Raw genomic sequence first — 20,141 nt, forward strand, 5'->3', positions numbered from 1 at the left:
CCATTGTGAAACAATTCATCGACTTCATCCCGCTGCTGCTGTTTTTCATCGTTTACAAAACCGAGCCGCGCGCCGTGGATATCCTCGGCAATACCTATATGGTAGGCGGCATTTTCAGTGCAACGGCGATGCTGATCATCAGTTCGGTGGTGGTCTACGGCATTCTCTACGTCAAACAGCGCAAGCTGGAAAAAAGCCAGTGGCTCACCCTGGTGGCGTGCCTGGTGTTCGGCAGCCTGACCCTGGCCTTCCACAGCGAAACCTTCCTTAAATGGAAAGCACCGGTGGTCAACTGGCTGTTTGCAGTCGCCTTCGCCGGCAGTCATTTCATCGGCGACCGTCCGCTTATCCAGCGCATCATGGGTCATGCACTGACCCTGCCGGCGGCGATCTGGACGCGGCTCAACATCGCCTGGATCATATTCTTCCTGTTCTGTGGCGCAGCCAACCTGTATGTGGCGTTCACTTATCAGGAATTCTGGGTCGACTTCAAAGTATTCGGCAGTCTGGGCATGACCCTGATCTTCCTGGTCGGCCAGGGGATCTACCTGTCACGCCACCTGCATGACACCACTCCCAATACGCCCAAATCCGAGGACTGACATGCTCTACGCAATCATCGCCACCGACGTCGAAAACTCGCTGGAAAAACGCCTTGGCGTTCGCCCGGCACACCTGGAGCGCCTCAACGCGCTCAAGGATGAAGGCCGTCTGGTGCTGGCCGGTCCACACCCGGCAGTCGACAGTAACGACCCGGGCGCTGCCGGTTTCAGCGGCAGCCTGATCGTTGCCGAGTTCGAATCGCAAAGCGCCGCCAAGGCGTGGGCCGAAGCCGATCCGTTCGTGGCCGCAGGCGTCTACGCCAACGTCGTGGTCAAGCCGTTCAAGCAGGTTATGCCCTGAGCCTGCCCGACCGACTTATTAACAGCTCTGCTTTCTGATCGAGGCAGAGTCACGCTGCACCCCGGTAGTGGCCAATTGAGTGAGTCATGAGCGAGCTGTTACTAATTGATGATGATCAGGAGCTGTGCGAACTGCTGAGCAGTTGGCTGAGCCAGGAAGGCTTTCAGGTACGCGCCTGTCACGACGGGAACAGCGCGCGCAAGGCATTGGCCGACGCTGCCCCGGCGGCCGTGGTGCTGGACGTGATGCTGCCCGATGGCAGTGGTCTGGAATTGCTCAAGCAATTACGCGCCGAACACCCTGACCTGCCGGTGGTCATGCTCTCGGCACGCGGCGAGCCGCTGGACCGTATTCTGGGTCTGGAGCTGGGCGCTGACGACTACCTGGCAAAGCCCTGCGACCCTCGCGAACTCACCGCCCGCCTGCGCGCCGTGCTGCGCCGCAGCCATCCGGTGGCGTCGTCCAGCCAGCTCGAACTGGGCGACCTGACTTTCAGCCCGATGCGCGGCGTGGTCAGTGTCGACGAGAAGGAACTGACCCTCACCGTGTCCGAAAGCCGTTTGCTGGAAGCGCTGATGCGCCAGCCCGGCGAGCCGTTGGACAAGCAGGAACTGGCGCAACTGGCCCTGGGCCGCAAACTGACCCTGTACGACCGCAGTCTGGACATGCACGTCAGCAACCTGCGCAAGAAAATCGGCCCGCACGCCGACGGCCGCCCGCGCATCGTCGCACTGCGCAGCCGCGGCTATTATTATGCTCTTTGAGCAGCTACAAGCTGCAAGCTACAAGCAGAGCGCTTCTGGCTTGAAGCTTGAAGCTGACAACTTGCAGCTGCCCCTTACACAAGCTTTACCAAGCGCTGACTGCGCTTGACCTTGATCTCCCTAAACTGGGCTCATCGGCATCGAGCCGCACTAGAGACAAGGAGATACACAATGCGCAAGACCCTGATCGCTTTGATGTTTGCCACTGCCCTGCCGACCATTGCCATGGCTGCACCACCAGCACCACCTGCCGGTGGCCCGGATGCTGACGGACCTGCCATGCACATGGATCGCGATGACCGCGGCCCAGGCCCTGGCCCACGTATGGATCGCGGCCCTGGCCCGATGGGACCGATGGCTGAGCTGGACCTGACACGTGAACAGCGTCAGCAGATCGAACGCCTGATGCGCGAGCAAAAGCATGAGCGCCGCGAAATCACTCAAAGCTACCTGGAAAAAATGCCTGCTGCCGACCAGAAAGCAATGCACGACGAAATCGAAGCCAAACGCTCCAAGACCGACAGCGAAGTTCGTGCACTGCTGAGGCCTGACCAGCAGAAGCTGTTTGACGAAATCAAGAAGAAAGAAGATGAGCGTCGCGCCGAATGGGCCGAGTTCAAGGCCTGGAAAGCGGCAAAAGCAGCAAAAACGCTGTAACCATCAGGCCTCGCGGCCCGGTGAGTTGAACACAACCCGGCATGCGCGCGCATGCCGGGCTTTTTTACTGAGACCGAGGAAATCCCGTGCGTTCATTGTTCTGGCGAATCCTGGCCAGCTTCTGGCTGGCCATCGCTCTGGTAGGCGGCCTGTCGGTGCTCATGGGGCATATGCTCAATCAGGATGCGTGGATCCTCAGTCGTCATCCGGTGCTCAACTCGTTGCCCGAACAGTGGACGCAACGCTTCGAGGACAAGGGCGCGGATAACGCTCAGGAATTTCTTCAGGACATCAAACGACGCAATCGTATCGACACGCAAGTGCTCAGCGACAGCGGCGAGCCGATGGTGCGCGGCACCTTCCCGCCCCGCGCCGCAGCCCTGGAAGCGCGGCAGCGGGAAGACGACGATCAGGGGCGCAAACTGCCCTGGCGCCGCCTGGCCACCGAGTACAGCAGCCCGAAGACCGGCGAAACCTACCTGTTTATCTACCGCGTTCCGCACCCGGAGCTCGACGAGTGGCACCGTCAGAGTCTGATGTGGCCGTTGAGCGCGCTGGGCATTGCCCTGGTGGTGCTGACCCTGTTCAGCCTGTTCGTGACGCTGTCGATTACCCGACCGCTGAGCCGCCTGCGCGGCGCAGTGTACGACCTGGGGCAAACCAGCTATCAACAGCACAGCCTCGGACAGCTGGCCAACCGCCGTGACGAATTCGGCGTGCTGGCCAAGGACTTCAACCGCATGGGTGCGCGCCTGCAAAGCCTGATTGGCAGCCAGCGCCAGTTGCTGCGCGATGTGTCTCATGAACTGCGCTCACCGCTGGCCCGGTTGCGCATCGCTCTGGCGCTGGCGGAACGCGCGGAGCCTGCCGAGCGTGAAAAGCTCTGGCCACGGCTGGGTCGTGAATGTGACCGGCTGGAGGCGTTGATCAGCGAGATTCTGGCCCTCGCACGCCTCGACGCCGAGCTTCGTGGCCCTGAGCCCGTCGACATCGAAGCCCTGCTGCAGCGCCTGAAGAGTGACACACAGCTGGACGGTGTCGACCAGAATATTCGCGTCGAGGTGCAGGACAACCTGCAGTTCAAAGGCTGGCCGGACATGATCGAACGTGCGCTGGACAACCTGCTGCGCAACGCGCTGCGCTTCAACCCGAGCGGCCAGAGCATCGATCTGCAGGCAACGCTGGTGGGCGATCACATCCGTCTGAGCGTTCGTGATCATGGCCCGGGGGTTGCCGACGAACACCTGACACAACTGGGAGAGCCGTTTTACCGCGCCCCCGGCCAGACCACGCCGGGTCACGGTCTGGGGCTGGCGATCGCCAAACGCGCAGCGGAACGACATGGCGGCACTCTGATGTTGGGCAATCACCCGGACGGCGGGTTTATCGCCACGCTGGATCTGCCCAGAGAGCCGCTCGGTTCATCGTCGGTCTGATCAGCCCTGCCACTCGCTGACAAACCCGCCCGTATCGACTTTTGGTGCTTCGCGCGGCGGGTTCAGCGGGGTGCCCAGATACAGAAAGCCGAGCACTTCTTCGCCGGCTTCAAGGCCGAAGCCTTTGGCTACCTGCGGCGCATAGGACAGCTCGCCAGTCCTCCAGACCGCACCGATACCCAGTGCATAAGCTGCCAGCAACACACCATGGGCGGCGCATCCGGCGGTGATCCGTTGTTCTGAGTGCGGGACTTTGAAGTGGTCCTGCAAGCGCGCGATCACGACCACCACCAAGGGTGCGCGAAACGGGCCAAGACGGGCCTTTTCCAGCGCCTGCGGGGTAACTTCTGCGCCACTCTCCTGCAGCGCCTGCGCCAGCATCTCGCCCATGCGCTCACGGGCCGCGCCTTCGACCGTCAGAAAACGATACGGCTTGAGCTGTCCATGATCCGGGGCGCGCAATGCGGCACCGAACAGGATTTCCCGCTGCGCAGCGTCCGGGGCCGGGTCGACCAGTCGTGGAACCGATACACGATTGAGCAAAACGTCGAGCGCCTGCATGGACTGTCTCCTTGAAAAGTGATCGAGCATTCTAGAGCCTGTTTAGCGTCAATAACGAGTGCGACGGACAATTCGTTACCTCTGCGCTTGCAGCCGGTCCTCGGCCGCGCCGGTTTACATGCCCTCAAGCGCAGGTAGAATGGCGACTTTCCTCACACCAGCCAGAGCCTGTCATGTCGTTGCCGACCTTGCGTATCATCGGTTTCATTATCGGCATCTTCCTGATCACCCTGGCTGTTGCCATGATCGTACCCATGGCCACGCTGGTCATCTACGACCGTTTCGAAGACCTGCGCGAGTTTCTCTGGGCCAGCGCCATCACCTTTATCGCCGGCCTGGCGCTGGTGGTGCCCGGACGTCCCGACAACGTTCAGTTGCGCCCGCGGGACATGTACATGCTGACCGTCTCCAGCTGGATCGTGGTATGCATTTTTGCCGCCCTGCCCTTTCTGCTGACCCAGCACATCAGTTACACCGACTCGTTCTTCGAGAGCATGTCCGGCATCACGGCCACCGGCTCGACAGTACTCAGCAACCTGGACAGCATGTCACCGGGCATTCTGATCTGGCGTTCGATGCTGCACTGGCTGGGCGGTATCGGCTTCATCGGTATGGCCGTGGCGATTCTGCCCTTGCTGCGCATCGGCGGCATGCGTCTGTTTCAGACCGAGTCCTCGGACCGCTCGGAAAAGGTCATGCCCCGCTCGCACATGGTGGCCAAGTTCATCGTGCTCGCCTACGTGGGCTTTACCGCGCTGGGCAGCCTGGCTTTCTGGGCGGCGGGCATGAGTCTGTTCGACGCGATCAACCATGCGATGTCGGCGATTTCCACCGGCGGGTTCTCCACTTCCGACCAGTCGCTGGCCAAATGGCCGCAACCGGCGGTGCAGTGGGTGGCGATCGTGGTGATGATCCTCGGCAGCCTGCCCTTTACCCTGTATGTCGCGACCCTGCGCGGCAACCGCAAGGCGTTGATCAAGGATGAGCAGGTTCAGGGCCTGATCGGGTTGCTGTTGATTACCTGGCTGGTCATGACCGTCTGGTACGCCAACACCACGGACCTGCCGTGGACCGAGGCGCTGCGCCATGTCGCGCTGAACGTGACTTCGGTGGTGACGACGACGGGTTTTGCACTCGGTGACTACAGCCTGTGGGGCAACTTCTCGCTGATGTTGTTCTTTTATCTGGGCTTTATCGGCGGCTGTTCCGGCTCGACAGCGGGCGGAGTGAAGATCTTCCGCTTTCAGGTGGCCTACATTCTGCTCAAGACCAACCTCAATCAACTGATCCATCCGCGCGCGGTGATGAAGCAGAAATACAACGGCCATCGGCTGGACGACGAGATTGTGCGCTCGATCCTGACCTTTTCGTTTTTCTTCACGATCACTATCTGTCTGATCGCGCTGATGCTGTCGCTGCTCGGGCTGGACTGGATGACTGCGCTGACTGGCGCTGCCAGTACGGTATCGGGTGTGGGACCAGGGCTGGGTGAGGTCATCGGGCCGGCGGGCAATTTCTCTACCCTGCCGGATGCGGCCAAATGGATTCTGTCCGGCGGTATGCTGCTTGGCCGTCTGGAAATCATTACTGTGCTGGTGCTCTGTGTACCGGCATTCTGGCGGTATTGAGGCCTGGCAGAGACCGCGGGCAAGGCATTATTTATCGTCCCCATGCTGCGCGTGGGCATGCAGTTCGTGACGCTCCGCGTCACACCCCGGCTCTGCGATGTCAGCTGGATTGACGTTCGGCTCAGGTCACCTTTTCGCCCCTAGGCGAGTTACTTTGATGAGGCCAAAGTAACCAAATCCTTTCGCTCCTGTTTCCGGCCCGACTTCGTCGGGTTCCTTCGCCCTGTCACTGATCCGGGGGTCGCCGCAACGCGCCATCCATGGCACGGTGCGGCTAGCCTGGCGTCCTGCCAGGCTACCCCCGGATCAGCGCCAGGACTCAGCCGTCACTAACGTCGCACCCTGCGTCGTCAGTGCCATCGCGGTTGAAAAGCGCTTTTGCGGCAGTGGCTGCGGGCAAGGCATTAGATTGTTTTGCTATCGTTCCAACGCTGCGCGTGGGCACGATAGTCGTAAGCATGAGCGCGAAGAACTGGCACGATAGTCGTAAAAATGAGCACGACTCGAATACTCCACATCGGCACGACAGTCGGCTAAATTTGTGTATAACAACAAGAGCCCACACGAGGACAGGCACCGTGGATACCATCAGGCGTTTTTCGAGCTTTGCCGAGTTCTATCCTTTTTATCTTGCCGAGCACAGCAGCGCTACCAGCCGACGCTTGCATTTTGTCGGTACGTCTCTGGTGATTTTCCTGTTGGCGTTTGGTGTGGGCAGCGGTCGGTGGGGGTTGTTATGGTTATTGCCGGTCGCGGGTTACGGCTTCGCGTGGGCCGGGCATTTCTTTTTTGAGAAGAACCGTCCGGCCACGTTCAAGCATCCGTTTTACAGCCTGCTGGGCGACTTCGTGATGTACCGCGACATGCTCTTGGGCAAGGTGCCTTTCTAGGCTCTGTACGAAAAGTGGCTGCGCTCGGTGATGCTTCGTTAAAAACAGGCTCGGATGCGAGTCCAATCGGAATGCTCATTTACAACACGTAGAGTCGAGCGCGACCCCGGCCGTTCCTCGCCTGTTTTTGCCTTGCCTGACCTTCGCTCGCCGACTTTTCGTACAGAGCCTAGGCCGGTTGCTTCAGGCAAGCGTTTCGCTGGCGGGTTCTTCGACCGCAACCTGTTGCGCCTTCAAATGCGCATCCGCCAGACGGAACAGTTCGATGTTGCCGTCCAGGTGTTCGATCAGGGCGGTACAGGATTCGACCCAGTCGCCGCAGTTGAGGTATTCCACGCCGCCCACCTGGCGAATTTCCGCATGGTGGATGTGCCCGCAGACCACCCCGTCCAGCCCGCGCTTCACGCATTCGTGGGCGATGGCTTCTTCGAAATCGCTGATGAAGTTCACTGCACTCTTGACCTTGTGCTTGAGGTACGCCGACAGCGACCAGTAGCCATAGCCGTATTTGGCGCGCCAGTGGTTGAGCCAGCGGTTGAGGGTCAGGGTGAATTCATAGGCCGAGTCGCCCAGAAAGGCCAGCCAGCGGTGGTAGCGGGTGATCACGTCGAACTGGTCGCCGTGAATGACCAGAAAGCGACGTCCATCGGCCGTGACGTGCTCGACTTCGTCGACCAGCAGGATGTTGCCCAGCACCAGCTTGGAGTAACGGCGCAGGAATTCATCGTGATTGCCGGTGACATAAATGACTTCGGTGCCGCGCTTGCTCATGGTCAGCAAGCGGCGAATCACGTTGGTGTGTGCTTGTGGCCAGTACATGCCGCCGCGCAGTTTCCAGCCATCGATGATGTCGCCGACCAGGTACACCTTGTCAGCCTGATAGCGCTTGAGAAAAGCGGAAAGGTGCTCGGCCTGGCAATCACGTGTGCCCAGATGAACGTCGGAAATCCACAAGGTGCGCACGCGCTGTTTGCGGCTGGGTGTGGCGAGCTGAGCACTGGTCATGTAACGACCTCCGGCAGGGTTTCCAGAAGAGTGGAGCATGCCGGTTAACCGAATGTGACACGTGCGTGGCGATGTCGTGACAGCGGCCCCGTATTACTGAGGGCTTGCCGGAGTATGACGGTCGTTATGGCCCAGATCGCGGGCCGGGTCGATCTGGTCACGCAGCCGTTGCTTGAGCACTTTGGCTTCGGGAAAGCCGCCGTCGGCCTTGCGCTCCCAGAGTTGTACGCCGTCGCAGGTAATGCGGAACACGCCGCCGGTGCCTGGCTGCAGCGAGACTTTACCCAGATCGTCACTGAAGGTGCTCAGCAGTTCCTGGGCCAGCCAGGCAGCGCGCAATAGCCACTGGCATTGAATGCAATAGGTGATGATGACTTCAGGCTTTTCGGCAGGCATGGGCGTCCCTCTTCGGAAATTCAGACGACCATGATACGCAGCGTGCACCGAATCAACGAGCGTTGGCGAAGCGGCGCAATGCGCTGAGGGTCACGTCCTGTTCTGGCGCTTGCGGTGCGCTATCGACAGTCGCGTGCACCTTGACGCCCAGCAAGCCCAGCAAGCGGCTGCGAATCAGCTGAAACCCGGCCTGCCCGCTGTCGCGCTGGCGCGGCAGGTCGACGCGGATGTCGTCGGCAATCCTGCCGTCGGCCAGCACGATGACCCGGTCAGCGAGCAGGATCGCCTCATCGACATCGTGCGTCACCAGCAGCACCGCCGGGGTGTGTTTGCGCCACAGGTCGATGATCAGCTGATGCATGCGAATGCGCGTCAACGCATCGAGTGCGGCAAAAGGCTCGTCGAGCAGCAACAGTTTTGGCTCACGGACTAGCCCTCGCGCCAGCGCCACACGCTGCGCTTCGCCGCCGGACAAGGTGGCCGGAAAGGCATTCAGCCGATGCGCCAGGCCAACCTCGGTCAACGCCGCTTCGGCCCGAGCCTTGGCATCGTTGATACGCAAGCCGAGAACCACGTTCTTCCAGGCGCTTTTCCACGGCATCAGGCGCGGTTCCTGAAACACCGCCGCACGTGCCACCGGCACACGCAGTTCGCCGCTGTCGATCTCGTCCAGCCCGGCCAGGGTGCGCAGCAAGGTGGTCTTGCCGGAGCCACTGGCGCCGAGCAAGGCGACAAATTCACCTGGAGCAATGTCCAGATTCAGCCCGTCGATGACCCGTTGCCGGCCAAACTGACGCACCACGTTGCGCAGTTGTACAGGCGCCTGCCCCGCCTCGGGAGACACGGATGGAGTGTTGCGCAGATCAGGAGTCGCCATGTGTTCAATGCCTCACGAAGGTCGGTCGCCAGGCCAGCGCATAGCGCTCCAGCGTGCGAATGATGGCGTCGATCACCAGGCCAAGGACGCTGTAGATCAACAGGCAGATAACGATCACATCAGTGCGCATGAAGTCCCGCGCATCACTGGCCAGATAACCGATGCCAGCGGTGGTGTTGATTTGCTCGACAAAGACCAGGGCCAGCCACGAAATACCCAGTGAATAGCGCAGCCCGACAAAAAACGCAGGCAGCGAACCGGGCAGGATGACGTGCCAGATCAGTTCGCGGCGGCTCAAGCCGAGCGTATTGGCAGCCTCGATCAGTTTCGGGTCGATATTGCGGATGCCGGAAAACAGGTTCAGGTACACCGGAAAGGTGGTGCCCATGACGATCAGCGCCACTTGGTGAACTCGCCAATGCCGAACCAGAGGATGAACAGTGGCACCAATGCCAGCGAGGGAATGGTGCGCAACATCTGCATGGGCGAGTCGAGAACGATTTCGCCGCGCCGGGAAAGCCCGGTCACCAGCGCAGCGACCACGCCGATGCTGACGCCAATGCTCAAGCCCAACAGTGCCCGTTGCAACGAGACCCACAAGTGGTGGGCCAGTTCGCCCGAGACGATCATCGACCAGAGCGTACCGCCGATCTGCGACGGCGCGGCAATCACGCGGACGGGCAGCAGGCCGGTTTGTGAGGCCAGTTCCCAGAGCAGCAACAGCACCAGAGGGCTGAGCAGACGCAAGACAACGCCCGGCACTTGCCAGCGTGGGCGACCCGATTGCGAGACGCGCCCCTGTTCGGGTTTGTTCACCACCAGAAAACCGGGTTCTGCGGGGTTGAGCGTTGTGTCAGACATGGGTACATCCTTCCTGGACAAACCGGGCAGGACGCACCCGATGCATTATGAAGGCCATGTTATGAGCATAAGAGCGCTGCGTGAAATTCGATTTAGACCTAAGCTAATAGTTAAAATATTTGATCACCACAAATACATATAATGCATATTTTTTATAATTAACTTAGACCGAAATCGAATTTCACAGCGTCTGCCCCTTGCCTTTATGGTGCCTCTCGACAAGGTCGAACGGACCTCAACCATTGGCAGGAGTTTTCATGAGCATCGAATTCATTGGCTATATCGCCACGCAACCCGGTTCTGAAATTCACCCGCGCAGCGGCGCGATCATCCAGCCCGACTACGTGAAGACCGTCGCCAAGGCTCATGAAGATGCCGGTTTTGATCGCGCACTGATCGCCTACCACTCCAACAGCCCGGACAGCACGCTGGTCGCAGCGCATGCCGCCAGCGTCACCACCAAGCTGAAGTTTCTGGTCGCCCATCGCCCTGGCTTCATCGCCCCTACTGTAGCGGCACGCCAGTTCGCGACGCTGGACGTGTTCAATGGCGGGCGCACCGCCGTGCATATCATCACCGGTGGTGACGACAAGGAACTGCGCGCCGACGGCAGCCACATCGGCAAGGACGAACGCTACGCACGCAGCGACGAGTACCTCAGCGTAGTGCGTCAGGAATGGACCAGCGACAAGCCGTTCGATCATAACGGCACCTACTACCAGCTCGAGGGTGCGCATTCACTGGTCAAATCCCCACAGCAGCCACATATCCCTCTGTACTTCGGTGGTTCCTCGGCGGCGGCGATTGCTGTGGCGGGTAAACACGCCGATGTTTATGCATTGTGGGGCGAGACATACGAACAGGTGCGTGACGTGGTGAAGCAGGTTCGCGCCGAAGCCGCCAGACATGGGCGGACCATTCGTTTCAGCCTGTCACTGCGCCCGATTCTGGCCGAGACCGAGGAACAGGCCTGGGCACGTGCCGACAGTATTCTGGAAAAGGCCAAGGCCTTGGCAGACCGCAACGGCTTCGTACGTCGCGAACCACCGAATGAAGGATCACGCCGCCTGCTCGCCGCCGCTGCGCAAGGATCGCGCCTGGACAAGCGCCTGTGGACCGGCATCGCCGGCCTGCTCGGCGCACAGGGCAATTCGACCTCGCTGGTCGGTACCCCGGAACAGGTCGCCGAAGCGCTGCTGGATTACTACGATCTGGGGATTACCACTTTCCTGATTCGCGGCTTCGATCCACTGGAAGATGCCATCGACTACGGCAAGAAGCTGATCCCGCTGACCCGCGCATTGGTGGCGCAGCGTGAACAGCAGGCTCGCGAACAGGTCGCCTGATTCAACTCATACCCTGCGGGCCGGTCTGACGCCCGGCGCCGGACTGCCTGCCCGCGATGCGGTATTCAGGCGGCTGCCGAGACCGGCTTGAGCGACCGCGCCACCAGTGCGCCAAAGGCTTCGACCGGCGCTTGCAGGTTACCCAGGAAGCGCGGGTAGAACAGCCACAAGTCCATCACCGGCTTGAAATCCTTGAGCGGCAACGCCACCAACTGCTCGCGGTGCGCGCTGCGTTCCAGCAACGGCCTGGGCACCAGGCCAAGCCCCATGCCATCGGCCACCAGCCCGAGTTGCAGCTCGGTGCCGAAAGTTTCCAGATTGACCTTCATGCTCAGGCCCTGATCGGTCAGCGTGCGCTGCAAGCCTGCACGAAAGCCGCAGCCGTCCGGATTCAGCACCCAGCCCTGCTCATAACAGTCCGCCAGCTTGCCGGGCTTTTTCGGGGCCAGCCCCCTGGCGCAGACCACCACCAGCTCCATCTTGCCAATCGACTGACCGATGATGTTGTCCGGAAATATCTTGCCTGCCGGAAACAGCGCAGCCGCCGCATCCAGCTCGCCGTTTTCGATCTTGCCGATCAGGTGGCTGCCCCAACCGGTGCTGACCTGCGCACGCAGGTCCGGAAATTCCCCACGCAACTGCTTGAGCGCATCGAGCAGCACCACGTCACCGATGGTTTGCGGCACGCCCAGACGCAACAGACCGCTGGGCGGCGTGTCACTGGCCACCAGCTCGCGCAACGAATCCATCTCGCGCAGGATCGCCAGGCACTTCTGGTAAACCTGAAGCCCCATCGGAGTCGGCTTGAGCGGCTTGGTATTGCGGTCGAACAGCTCGACTCCGAGGGCTTGCTCGAAATTCTGCACCCGGCGCGTTATGGCTGGCTGGGTCAGATCCAGCGATTCAGCGGCGTGGCTGATCGACTGGCAGCGGATGACTGCAACGAACGCATCGATATCATCAATTTTCATTCGGACCGCACATAAAAAAGAGATTAAACATAGGCAAAAAGCATAGTACCAGCCGGCGCTCATGGATAGCCCGAGCGTAGATTTCGCGGATTACGACAAAGAAGTAAAAGACGTTTTCGTTATAACCTAATCATTAAAAAATAGCATATTAAATATCCATATTATGCTTATATCGAACCATTCCCCGACTTTGATCTGGAAATGGACATGACTCAGAACCGACACCCGGAACGACTCGGGGCGTTTATCGATGCCCTCACCGAACTGCTTGGCAGCGAGCCGCACGAAGGCGATCTGTTGCGTCGCGGCGGCAAGCTGCTGGCGCATCTGGTCAGCCACGATGACTGGCTGGCAGAAGAATTCACCGTACCCGACGCCAGCCGCTATCAGCAATTTCTGCTGCATGCCGATCCGCAGCAGCGCTTTTCGGTAGTCAGTTTCGTCTGGGGACCGGGGCAGCGCACGCCGATTCACGACCACCGCGTCTGGGGGCTGATCGGCATGCTGCGCGGCGCGGAAGACGCCCAGGGCTACCGTCGCAACGCGCAAGGGCGCCTGGAAACCAGCGGCCCGGCGATTCGCCTGCAACCCGGGCAGGTCGAGGCGCTGTCACCGCACAGCAACGATGTCCATCAGGTCAGCAACGCCTTCAACGATCAGGTGTCGATCAGCATCCACGTTTACGGCGCCGATATCGGCACCGTCAAGCGTGCGGTCTATGACCTCGACGGCAGCGAAAAACTGTTCATCTCCGGCTATTCGAACGCCGCCACTGCCCATCAGGATCAGCCAACAGGGAGCCCGACCCCATGACCACACCTGCCACCCGATCATTCGCCGACATTCGCCAGGCCTTGCTGGACCGTCAGGAGCTGGCCCTGGTAGACGTCCGCGAAGAGGCACCCTTTGCCCAGGCTCATCCGCTGTTTGCCGTGAACATCCCGTTGTCGAAGCTGGAGCTGGAGGTTTTCTCCCGCATCCCGCGACGCGACACGGCCGTGACGCTGTACGACGATGGCGAAGGCTTGGCCCAGATCGCCCTGCAACGCCTGCAGACACTGGGCTACAGCGACGTGAAACTGCTCGACGGCGGCCTGCAGGGCTGGCGCGCGGCTGGCGGCGAGCTGTTCATCGACGTGAATGTGCCGAGCAAGGCGTTTGGCGAGCTGGTGGAGCATCACCGCGCCACCCCGTCGCTGGCCGCAGAAGAGGTCAAGCGCCTGCTCGACAGCAATGCCGACGTGGTGGTGCTCGATGCCCGGCGCTATGACGAATACCAGACCATGAGCATTCCCGGCGGCATCAGCGTGCCGGGTGCCGAACTGGTGCTGCGGGCACGTGAGCTGGCACCGGATCCCACTACTCGAATCATCGTCAATTGTGCCGGTCGCACGCGAAGCATCATCGGCACCCAGTCGCTGGTCAACGCGGGTCTGCCCAACCCGATCAACGCACTGCGCAACGGCACCATTGGCTGGCTGCTGGCCGGCCAGACGCTGGACCATGGCCAGAACCGGCGTTTTGCGGCAGTCAGTGAAGAGACCCGCGAAACCGCCAGTGCCGATGCCCGCAAGGTAGCCGATCGCGCCAGCGTCAAACGTGCCAGCCGTGCCGATCTGCAACGCTGGCAAGCCGAGGCTTCACGCACCACTTACCTGTTCGATGTACGCACCCCGGAAGAGTTTGCCAAAGGCCACCTGCCCGGCGCGCGCTCTACACCGGGCGGGCAACTGGTGCAGGAAACCGATCATTTCGCCAGCGTACGCGGTGCGCGAATCGCTCTGCTGGACGACGACGGCGTACGCGCCAACATGTCGGCCTCCTGGCTGGCACAGTTGGGCTGGGACGTGGCGGTGATCGATGACCTGGATGCGGCCGACTTCAGCGAACAGGGCGACTGGGACGCGCCCTTCCCGACGCCGCCGCAGGTGGAGGCGATCAGCGTCGAGACTCTCACCCAGTGGCAGACACAGGTAAAGGTGGCGGTGCTGGATTTCACTGCCAGCGCCAACTATGTCAAACAGCATATTCCCGGCGCCTGGTGGACGTTGCGTGCCGACCTGAAACAGGCGCTGCACAAGCTGCCGGCTGCTGACCGCTATGTCTTGACCTGCGGCAGCAGCCGTCTGGCGCGCTTCGCCGTGGCCGACCTCGAAGCGTTGACCGACAAGCCGGTGTTCCTGCTCGAAGGCGGCACCGCCAGCTGGGTCAAGGCCGGCCTGCCACTGGAACACGGCGAAAGCCGACTGGCCTCGCCACGCATCGATCGCTATCGCCGCCCCTATGAAGGCACCGATGCTCCGCGTGAAGCCATGCAAGCCTACCTGAACTGGGAGTTCGGGCTGGTCGAGCAGTTGGGACGTGACGGGACACATGGGTTTTACGTGATTTGATGCCGTTGAGTACACCGCGCAGCGCATTGGCACAAGCGCCAAGTGGGAGCGAGCTTGCTCGCGAAGAGGGCGCTACATTCAGTGCATTTTCTGCGTCTGGAACAGGGTCTTCGCGAGCAAGCTCGCTCCCACAAGGCTGCGTCCGACTCTAAAGGTGAGGCGTATTGGCACAAGCGTCAAAGGCTCATCAGGACTATTCATCACCCTATTGGAGACACACTTAAATGCTGCCTTTTTTCAAATCCCCCCTGCCCTTCAAAAGCCTGTTGCTGGGCGCGCTGGTGAGCGTCATGGCAGGTCAGCAGGTTCTGGCCGCTGAGCTGGCACCGTTGCTGGTGGCCAACCAGAAGTCACTGCTCAAAGTGCTGTTGCAGGTCTCCGGCGAACTCAAGGGTGTGCCGTACGAAATCAAGTTCTCCGAGTTCCCTTCGGCCGCGCCTTTGGGTGAAGCGCTGAATGCCGAGGCAGTGGATATCGGTGCGCTGGGTGATGCACCTTATGTGTTTGCCCTCGGCGCAGGTGCACCGTTGAAAGTGGTCAGCATCACCCACGCCCAAGGCCGATTCACCACCGCCGTGCTGGTGGCGAAAGATTCGCCGATCCAGACCGTGGCCGACCTCAAAGGCAAGCGCATCGTCACCGGGCGTGGCTCCATCGGCCACTATCTGGCGATTCGCGCGCTGCACCAGGCGGGGCTCAAGACCAGCGATGTGACCTTCATCTACCTGTTGCCCAGCGAATCACGGCTGGTGCTGGCCAATGGCGACGCCGATGCCTGGGCAACCTGGGACCCCTACACCACGATCTCCATCAGCCAGAACGATGCGCGCGTATTGGTCAGTGGTAACGAACTGCTGAGCAACCACCTGTACCTCGCCGCAACCAGCAAGGCCATTGACAGCAAACGCGTGCAACTGGAGGACTTCGTGGCCAGGGTCGAGCGCGCCTTCGACTGGACCAACAATCATCCAGAGGAGTATGCCGCTGCGCAGGCCAAAGTCACCGGCCTGCCAGTAGACGTGCATCTGGCCGTGGCGAAGGCCACAAAGATGCAGCGTACGCCGATTGATGACCCGATTATTCAGGGCCTGCAAGAAACCGCCAACACCTACCTGGCGGAAGGCATCGTCAGCAAGCCCATCGACGTCTCGACCGGCTTCGATAAAAGCTTCAACACATCGCGTGCCCGGATTGCCCAGGCCAACGCTCACTAACCCTCGGATATCCGCTGCGAAAAGGACCCCGCATGAAACTTTCACCGCTTCGTCAGCACCGTGAGCTGTCCGAATCAGCAGCAGATTTCGCCACCCGGCTGGAAGGGATTACCGCAACGCTGGCCGAAACCGCAGAGCACTACGATGCCAGCGGAGCATTCCCCCACGCCAACTTTGCCTTGCTGCACAGCCATGGCCTGCTGGGCTTTACCGTGCCCGCCGAACTGGGCGGCGGCGGTGCCGATCTGGCGCGAGCGCAACAGGTCGTCAGCGCAGTGGCCAGGGGCGAACCGTCGACAGCGCTGATTCTGGTGATGCAGTACCTGCAGCATTCGCGCCTGCAAGAGAACAGCCAATGGCCGACTGATCTGCGCATTCGCGTGGCCGAAGAGGCGGTTCGCGACGGCGCGCTGATCAACGCCCTGCGCGTGGAGCCGGACCTGGGCACACCCGCACGCGGCGGCCTGCCGGGCACCATCGCCTGCCGTACCGCCGAGGGCTGGCGGATCAGCGGCAGCAAAATCTACTCCACCGGCAGCCATGGCCTGACCTGGTTTGCCGTGTGGGCGCGCAGCGATGACGACGACCCGTTGGTCGGCAGCTGGCTGGTGCACAAGGACACGCCCGGCATCACGATCATCGAGGACTGGGACCATCTGGGCATGCGCGCCACCAGCAGCCACGAAGTCAGATTCGACAATGTGCTGGTGCCGCTCGATCACGCCGTCAGCGTCAGCCCGTGGAGCGCTCCGCAATCCGAACTGGATGGATCGGGCCTGCTGTGGATGGCGGTGCTGCTGTCATCCGTCTACGACGGTATCGCCCATTCCGCCCGCGACTGGCTGGTGCAGTGGCTGGAACAGCGCAAACCGTCCAATCTCGGGGCGGCACTTTCGACGCTGCCGCGTTTTCAGGAAACCGTCGGGCATATCGACACACTGCTGTTCGCCAACCAGAACCTGCTGCAATCCGCAGCACAGGGACACACGTCCGCCGAACATGCCGCGCAGATCAAATTTCTGGTGACCGGCAATGCCATACGCGCCGTGGAGCTGGCCGTCGAAGCCTCGGGCAACCCGGGCCTGTCGCGCAGCAACCCGCTGCAGCGTCATTACCGCAATGTACTGTGCGGTCGGGTGCATACGCCGCAGAACGATGCGGTGCTCATCGGTGTGGGCAAAGCGGCTTTTGCCAGGCGCAATAAAGGGTAACCTGGGGCGCACCGATCAACCCTGCTGGCCATCCAGTTCGATACTCGAATCCAGACGCTCGCGCAGAAACTCGATGAACATCTGTACCAGTCGCGAAGCCTGACGGTGTTGCGGGTACACCGCTGACAGCGTCAGTGGCTCGGGCCGCCTGTCGTCCAGCACGCGCACCAGACTGCCAGCGCGCAGGGCTGCACCGACGATGAACGTCGGCAGATAAGTGATCCCCAGCCCGGCAACGGCTGCATCTCTGAGCAACTCGCCGTTATTGACCCGCATTCGCCCACTGACGTTCAGGCTCGACGCTTTGCCCGCGCCTTGAAAACGCCATTGCACCTGGCGGCTGTGACCATACGGCAGGCAGTCGTGCTGGTGCAGGTCTTCAGGCTCTAGCGGCGTGCCGCGCTCGGCGAGGTAGCCCGGGCTGGCGCAGTAGACCCGGTCAATTGCAGCGATGCGACGTGCGATCAGGCTGGAGTCTTCCAGCACGCCGATGCGCAGCACCAGATCGTAGCCCTCGCTGATCACGTCCACCGGTCGGTCGCTCAAGTCGACCTCCACCGCTACATCACGGTAGCGCTGTAAAAACTGTGGCAACAGGCAGCCCAGGTGGGCGACGGCAAACGTCAAGGGGGCGCTCAGGCGCAATGTGCCCCGCGGTTCGCTGCTCTGCCCGGTGATGCCCTGCTCGACCTGTTCGACTTCGGCCAGCAAGCGCAAGGCCGATTCGTAATAGCTTTGGCCCAGAGGTGTAGCATCCAGACGCCGCGTCGAGCGGTTGAGCAAACGCACGCCAAGCCGCTCCTCCAGTTGCATCAGGCGGCGACTGACAAACTGCTTGGACAGCCCGAGCTTGTCGGACGCGGCCGTGAAGCTGCCGGATTCCATCACCTGGCAAAAGATACGCATGTCTTCAAAAGGGTTCATCGGCATGGCCTGAGTGAGCTGGACAGCATTCAACAAAGCCTAATCCTTCACTGAGCACTGTCAACCAGAACGAGACGGTGATTCGTGTTTCAGCTACTTATTGCATCGAAAGATAACCAGTAATCTTGATCTCACTTGATCGATTGCTGAATGTGCAGCGTCGATATCCGATGGAGAAAGAATCATGCTGACTCTTCGCAAAGCTTCCGATCGCGGCGCGGCTGATCATGGCTGGCTGAAATCCTTTCATACCTTTTCCTTCGCCAGCTATCGTAATGCGCAGGAACAGGGCTTTTCCGATCTGCTGGTCATCAATGACGACCGTGTGACTGCAGGTAAAGGCTTTGGCCAGCATCCGCACCGCGACATGGAAATTTTTTCCTATGTGCTGGAAGGTGCGCTGGAACATAAGGACACGCTGGGCACCGGCTCGGTGATACGCCCTGGCGACGTGCAGTTGATGAGTGCCGGTAGCGGCGTGGCGCACAGCGAGTTCAACCACTCGCCGACCGAAGGCGTGCATTTTCTGCAGATATGGATCGTGCCGAATGTCGCCGGTGCCACGCCCAACTATCAGCAGGAACACTTCAGCCCTGAACAGAAACGCGGCCGTCTGCAACTTATCATCGCCCCTGAAGGCGAGAATGGCGCACTGAAAGTTCGTCAGGACGCCCGTGTGTACGCAGGTCTGTTCGATGGTGATGAAACCGCCGCGCTTGAGCTGGCTGCCAATCGCTATGCCTACGTGCATGTCGCCCGTGGCAGCGTGGTGCTCAATGGCGAGCGACTTGGCGAAGGTGACGGGGTGCGCGTGCGTAACGAGCGGCTGATCAGCCTGAGCGAAGGGGTTGATGCGGAAGTGCTGGTGTTTGATATGCGGCCTAATGAATTGCCGCAGATGCCTTGATGCATCGATTGATATCAGGAAAACCTAGCGTTTCTTTCACTTGATTGGTGCTGCGAGGTAACCCACGCTCCCGCCCTCCACCAGTCGCTCGCGGCACTGACCCGGCCGCCTTGGGCTAGCCGATCAGACATCAAGTGAGGAAAAACCATGCCCCATGATCAACACTATGATTGTGTTCTTCTGAAGCCCGCCCGCACCTTTCAAGGTAAGCAGGGCCTGGATTATCAAGTCGGTATTTCAGCCCAAAGTGCGGGCGCACGTCACATTCATATGCAGTTGCTGACGATCCCGCCCGGAGGTAAAGGCAAGGCACACAAACATCAGGAGCATGAAACAGCTATTTACGCACTGAGTGGAGCTACCGGCTGCTGGTATGGCGAGTCGCTGGAAAAACATGCAGTCGTGGAAGAAGGCGACTTCTTTTACATCCCGGCGGGCATGCCGCATGTGCCTTATAACCGCAGCAGCGAGAATGCAGCCACAGCTTTGATTGCGCGTACCGATCCAAATGAGCAGGAAAGCGTGACCTTGCTGCCGGAACTAGACGAGGTATTGGCTTCCAGGCAGAGCTGAGCATGACTGTCGGGATACGTTCAAAACGCACAAACAAAAACGCCGCTCTGTTGAGCGGCGTTTTTGTGAATTTGGAGCGGGAAACGAGACTCGAACTCGCGACCCCGACCTTGGCAAGGTCGTGCTCTACCAACTGAGCTATTCCCGCAATATGGCGTCCCCTAGGGGACTCGAACCCCTGTTACCGCCGTGAAAGGGCGGTGTCCTAGGCCACTAGACGAAGGGGACACTGCCTGAAACACAATGGTGTGTGTTTCAGTTCCAGACATCATCCGAAGACGTGTTCTGGTTTCACTCAACCCTGCCCAAAGGCAAAGCTGCTTAAAATTGGAGCGGGAAACGAGACTCGAACTCGCGACCCCGACCTTGGCAAGGTCGTGCTCTACCAACTGAGCTATTCCCGCAATGGCGTCCCCTAGGGGACTCGAACCCCTGTTACCGCCGTGAAAGGGCGGTGTCCTAGGCCACTAGACGAAGGGGACACACGTACAACATTCACTACTTATTGGCGCTACGCTGTGTGCTTTACGCTGTAAGTGGCGCGCATTCTATGGATGGATTGAGGGGTCGTCAACCCCCATGTGAAAATTTATTGAAATCAATAACTTCGATGCCGTTCGGACG

Annotated in this window: 20 protein-coding genes, 4 tRNA genes and 1 pseudogene; 14 read left to right on the forward strand and 11 right to left on the reverse strand. The window is 60.5% G+C overall.

Translation table 11 applies throughout. The features are described 5' to 3' along the window. Window positions 1-5: 5 nt before the first annotated feature. The 5 genes from AC54XV_RS18450 (at window position 6) to AC54XV_RS18470 (ending at window position 3,760) form a co-directional block, all read left to right on the forward strand. Window positions 6-602 carry a septation protein A gene (locus tag AC54XV_RS18450; RefSeq protein ID WP_011268525.1) on the forward strand — a complete coding sequence of 199 codons (597 nt, stop codon included), beginning with the start codon at window positions 6-8 and terminating at the stop codon, window positions 600-602. A gap of 1 nt (window position 603) precedes the next feature. Next, entirely contained in the window at window positions 604-903 is a 300-nt protein-coding gene (locus AC54XV_RS18455; protein ID WP_060409479.1) for a YciI family protein, read from the forward strand. An 86-nt stretch (window positions 904-989) separates the two neighbouring features. Further along, window positions 990-1,667 (forward strand): response regulator transcription factor, encoded by a 678-nt coding sequence (locus tag AC54XV_RS18460; protein WP_003404140.1) that lies wholly within the window; start codon window positions 990-992, stop codon window positions 1,665-1,667. Between the two features lie 171 nt (window positions 1,668-1,838). Next, window positions 1,839-2,324 carry a hypothetical protein gene (locus AC54XV_RS18465; RefSeq protein ID WP_003404142.1) on the forward strand — a complete coding sequence of 162 codons (486 nt, stop codon included), beginning with the start codon at window positions 1,839-1,841 and terminating at the stop codon, window positions 2,322-2,324. Between the two features lie 86 nt (window positions 2,325-2,410). Beyond that, entirely contained in the window at window positions 2,411-3,760 is a 1,350-nt protein-coding gene (locus tag AC54XV_RS18470) for a sensor histidine kinase (RefSeq protein WP_011268526.1), read from the forward strand. Here the strand turns inward: AC54XV_RS18470 and AC54XV_RS18475 are convergent, their stop codons facing one another. After that, window positions 3,761-4,321, reverse strand: coding sequence for a nitroreductase family protein (locus AC54XV_RS18475; protein WP_003404145.1), 561 nt, complete (start codon window positions 4,319-4,321; stop codon window positions 3,761-3,763). Window positions 4,322-4,494: 173 nt separating this feature from the next. Here AC54XV_RS18475 and AC54XV_RS18480 point away from each other — a divergent pair, with 173 nt between their 5' ends. Continuing rightward, a complete protein-coding gene (locus tag AC54XV_RS18480; protein WP_060409480.1) occupies window positions 4,495-5,949 on the forward strand; it encodes a TrkH family potassium uptake protein in 1,455 nt (484 codons plus the stop codon). Window positions 5,950-6,527: 578 nt separating this feature from the next. Further along, complete coding sequence (locus AC54XV_RS18485) at window positions 6,528-6,839, forward strand: Mpo1-like protein (protein ID WP_003393857.1); 312 nt, start codon at window positions 6,528-6,530, stop codon at window positions 6,837-6,839. A gap of 183 nt (window positions 6,840-7,022) precedes the next feature. On the opposite strand, the gene AC54XV_RS18490 is transcribed toward AC54XV_RS18485, so the two are convergent. The 4 genes and pseudogenes from AC54XV_RS18490 to AC54XV_RS18505 all read right to left on the reverse strand — a co-directional run bounded on the left by AC54XV_RS18490 (window position 7,023) and on the right by AC54XV_RS18505 (window position 9,978). Next, on the reverse strand, window positions 7,023-7,844 hold the full coding sequence (locus AC54XV_RS18490; protein ID WP_060400100.1) for a UDP-2,3-diacylglucosamine diphosphatase: 822 nt from the start codon (window positions 7,842-7,844) through the stop codon (window positions 7,023-7,025). Between the two features lie 93 nt (window positions 7,845-7,937). Then, window positions 7,938-8,240, reverse strand: coding sequence for an Rdx family protein (locus tag AC54XV_RS18495; protein ID WP_011268529.1), 303 nt, complete (start codon window positions 8,238-8,240; stop codon window positions 7,938-7,940). A 52-nt stretch (window positions 8,241-8,292) separates the two neighbouring features. Continuing rightward, window positions 8,293-9,117: an ABC transporter ATP-binding protein gene (locus tag AC54XV_RS18500; RefSeq protein WP_060400099.1), complete on the reverse strand. Its 825-nt coding sequence runs from the start codon at window positions 9,115-9,117 to the stop codon at window positions 8,293-8,295. A 4-nt stretch (window positions 9,118-9,121) separates the two neighbouring features. Beyond that, window positions 9,122-9,978, reverse strand: a pseudogene (locus tag AC54XV_RS18505) (ABC transporter permease). 257 nt (window positions 9,979-10,235) lie between these two features. On the opposite strand from AC54XV_RS18505, the gene AC54XV_RS18510 reads away from it, so the two are divergent. Continuing rightward, the gene (locus AC54XV_RS18510; protein WP_024640582.1) at window positions 10,236-11,324 is read left to right on the forward strand and encodes an LLM class flavin-dependent oxidoreductase; all 1,089 of its coding nucleotides are present in this window, start codon (window positions 10,236-10,238) and stop codon (window positions 11,322-11,324) included. 65 nt (window positions 11,325-11,389) lie between these two features. On the opposite strand, the gene AC54XV_RS18515 is transcribed toward AC54XV_RS18510, so the two are convergent. Next, on the reverse strand, window positions 11,390-12,295 hold the full coding sequence (locus tag AC54XV_RS18515; RefSeq protein WP_024640849.1) for a LysR family transcriptional regulator: 906 nt from the start codon (window positions 12,293-12,295) through the stop codon (window positions 11,390-11,392). A gap of 207 nt (window positions 12,296-12,502) precedes the next feature. Here AC54XV_RS18515 and AC54XV_RS18520 point away from each other — a divergent pair, with 207 nt between their 5' ends. From AC54XV_RS18520 to AC54XV_RS18535, 4 genes are all read left to right on the forward strand, one after another. Further along, complete coding sequence (locus AC54XV_RS18520) at window positions 12,503-13,108, forward strand: cysteine dioxygenase family protein (protein WP_058399448.1); 606 nt, start codon at window positions 12,503-12,505, stop codon at window positions 13,106-13,108. Further along, on the forward strand, window positions 13,105-14,688 hold the full coding sequence (locus AC54XV_RS18525; RefSeq protein WP_060406618.1) for a rhodanese-related sulfurtransferase: 1,584 nt from the start codon (window positions 13,105-13,107) through the stop codon (window positions 14,686-14,688). The genes AC54XV_RS18520 and AC54XV_RS18525 overlap by 4 nt, the downstream gene beginning before the upstream one ends. A 224-nt stretch (window positions 14,689-14,912) precedes the next feature. Continuing rightward, window positions 14,913-15,902 (forward strand): ABC transporter substrate-binding protein, encoded by a 990-nt coding sequence (locus AC54XV_RS18530; RefSeq protein WP_060406619.1) that lies wholly within the window; start codon window positions 14,913-14,915, stop codon window positions 15,900-15,902. 32 nt (window positions 15,903-15,934) lie between these two features. Then, window positions 15,935-17,113 (forward strand): acyl-CoA dehydrogenase family protein, encoded by a 1,179-nt coding sequence (locus AC54XV_RS18535; RefSeq protein ID WP_496717123.1) that lies wholly within the window; start codon window positions 15,935-15,937, stop codon window positions 17,111-17,113. A 15-nt stretch (window positions 17,114-17,128) separates the two neighbouring features. Here the strand turns inward: AC54XV_RS18535 and AC54XV_RS18540 are convergent, their stop codons facing one another. Further along, entirely contained in the window at window positions 17,129-18,037 is a 909-nt protein-coding gene (locus tag AC54XV_RS18540; RefSeq protein ID WP_024640577.1) for a LysR family transcriptional regulator, read from the reverse strand. A gap of 184 nt (window positions 18,038-18,221) precedes the next feature. On the opposite strand from AC54XV_RS18540, the gene AC54XV_RS18545 reads away from it, so the two are divergent. Beyond that, the gene (locus AC54XV_RS18545; RefSeq protein WP_003404168.1) at window positions 18,222-18,944 is read left to right on the forward strand and encodes a pirin family protein; all 723 of its coding nucleotides are present in this window, start codon (window positions 18,222-18,224) and stop codon (window positions 18,942-18,944) included. A 147-nt stretch (window positions 18,945-19,091) separates the two neighbouring features. After that, the gene (locus AC54XV_RS18550; protein WP_003404169.1) at window positions 19,092-19,517 is read left to right on the forward strand and encodes a cupin domain-containing protein; all 426 of its coding nucleotides are present in this window, start codon (window positions 19,092-19,094) and stop codon (window positions 19,515-19,517) included. A 72-nt stretch (window positions 19,518-19,589) separates the two neighbouring features. Here AC54XV_RS18550 and AC54XV_RS18555 read toward each other — a convergent pair. The 4 genes from AC54XV_RS18555 to AC54XV_RS18570 all read right to left on the reverse strand — a co-directional run bounded on the left by AC54XV_RS18555 (window position 19,590) and on the right by AC54XV_RS18570 (window position 19,999). Then, window positions 19,590-19,665, reverse strand: a tRNA-Gly gene (locus AC54XV_RS18555). Between the two features lie 4 nt (window positions 19,666-19,669). Then, a tRNA-Glu gene (locus tag AC54XV_RS18560) sits at window positions 19,670-19,745 on the reverse strand. A 100-nt stretch (window positions 19,746-19,845) separates the two neighbouring features. Continuing rightward, window positions 19,846-19,921, reverse strand: a tRNA-Gly gene (locus tag AC54XV_RS18565). A gap of 2 nt (window positions 19,922-19,923) precedes the next feature. Beyond that, window positions 19,924-19,999, reverse strand: a tRNA-Glu gene (locus tag AC54XV_RS18570). Window positions 20,000-20,141 lie beyond the last annotated feature (142 nt).

The organism is Pseudomonas fragariae (ex Marin et al. 2024) (assembly GCF_059621105.1).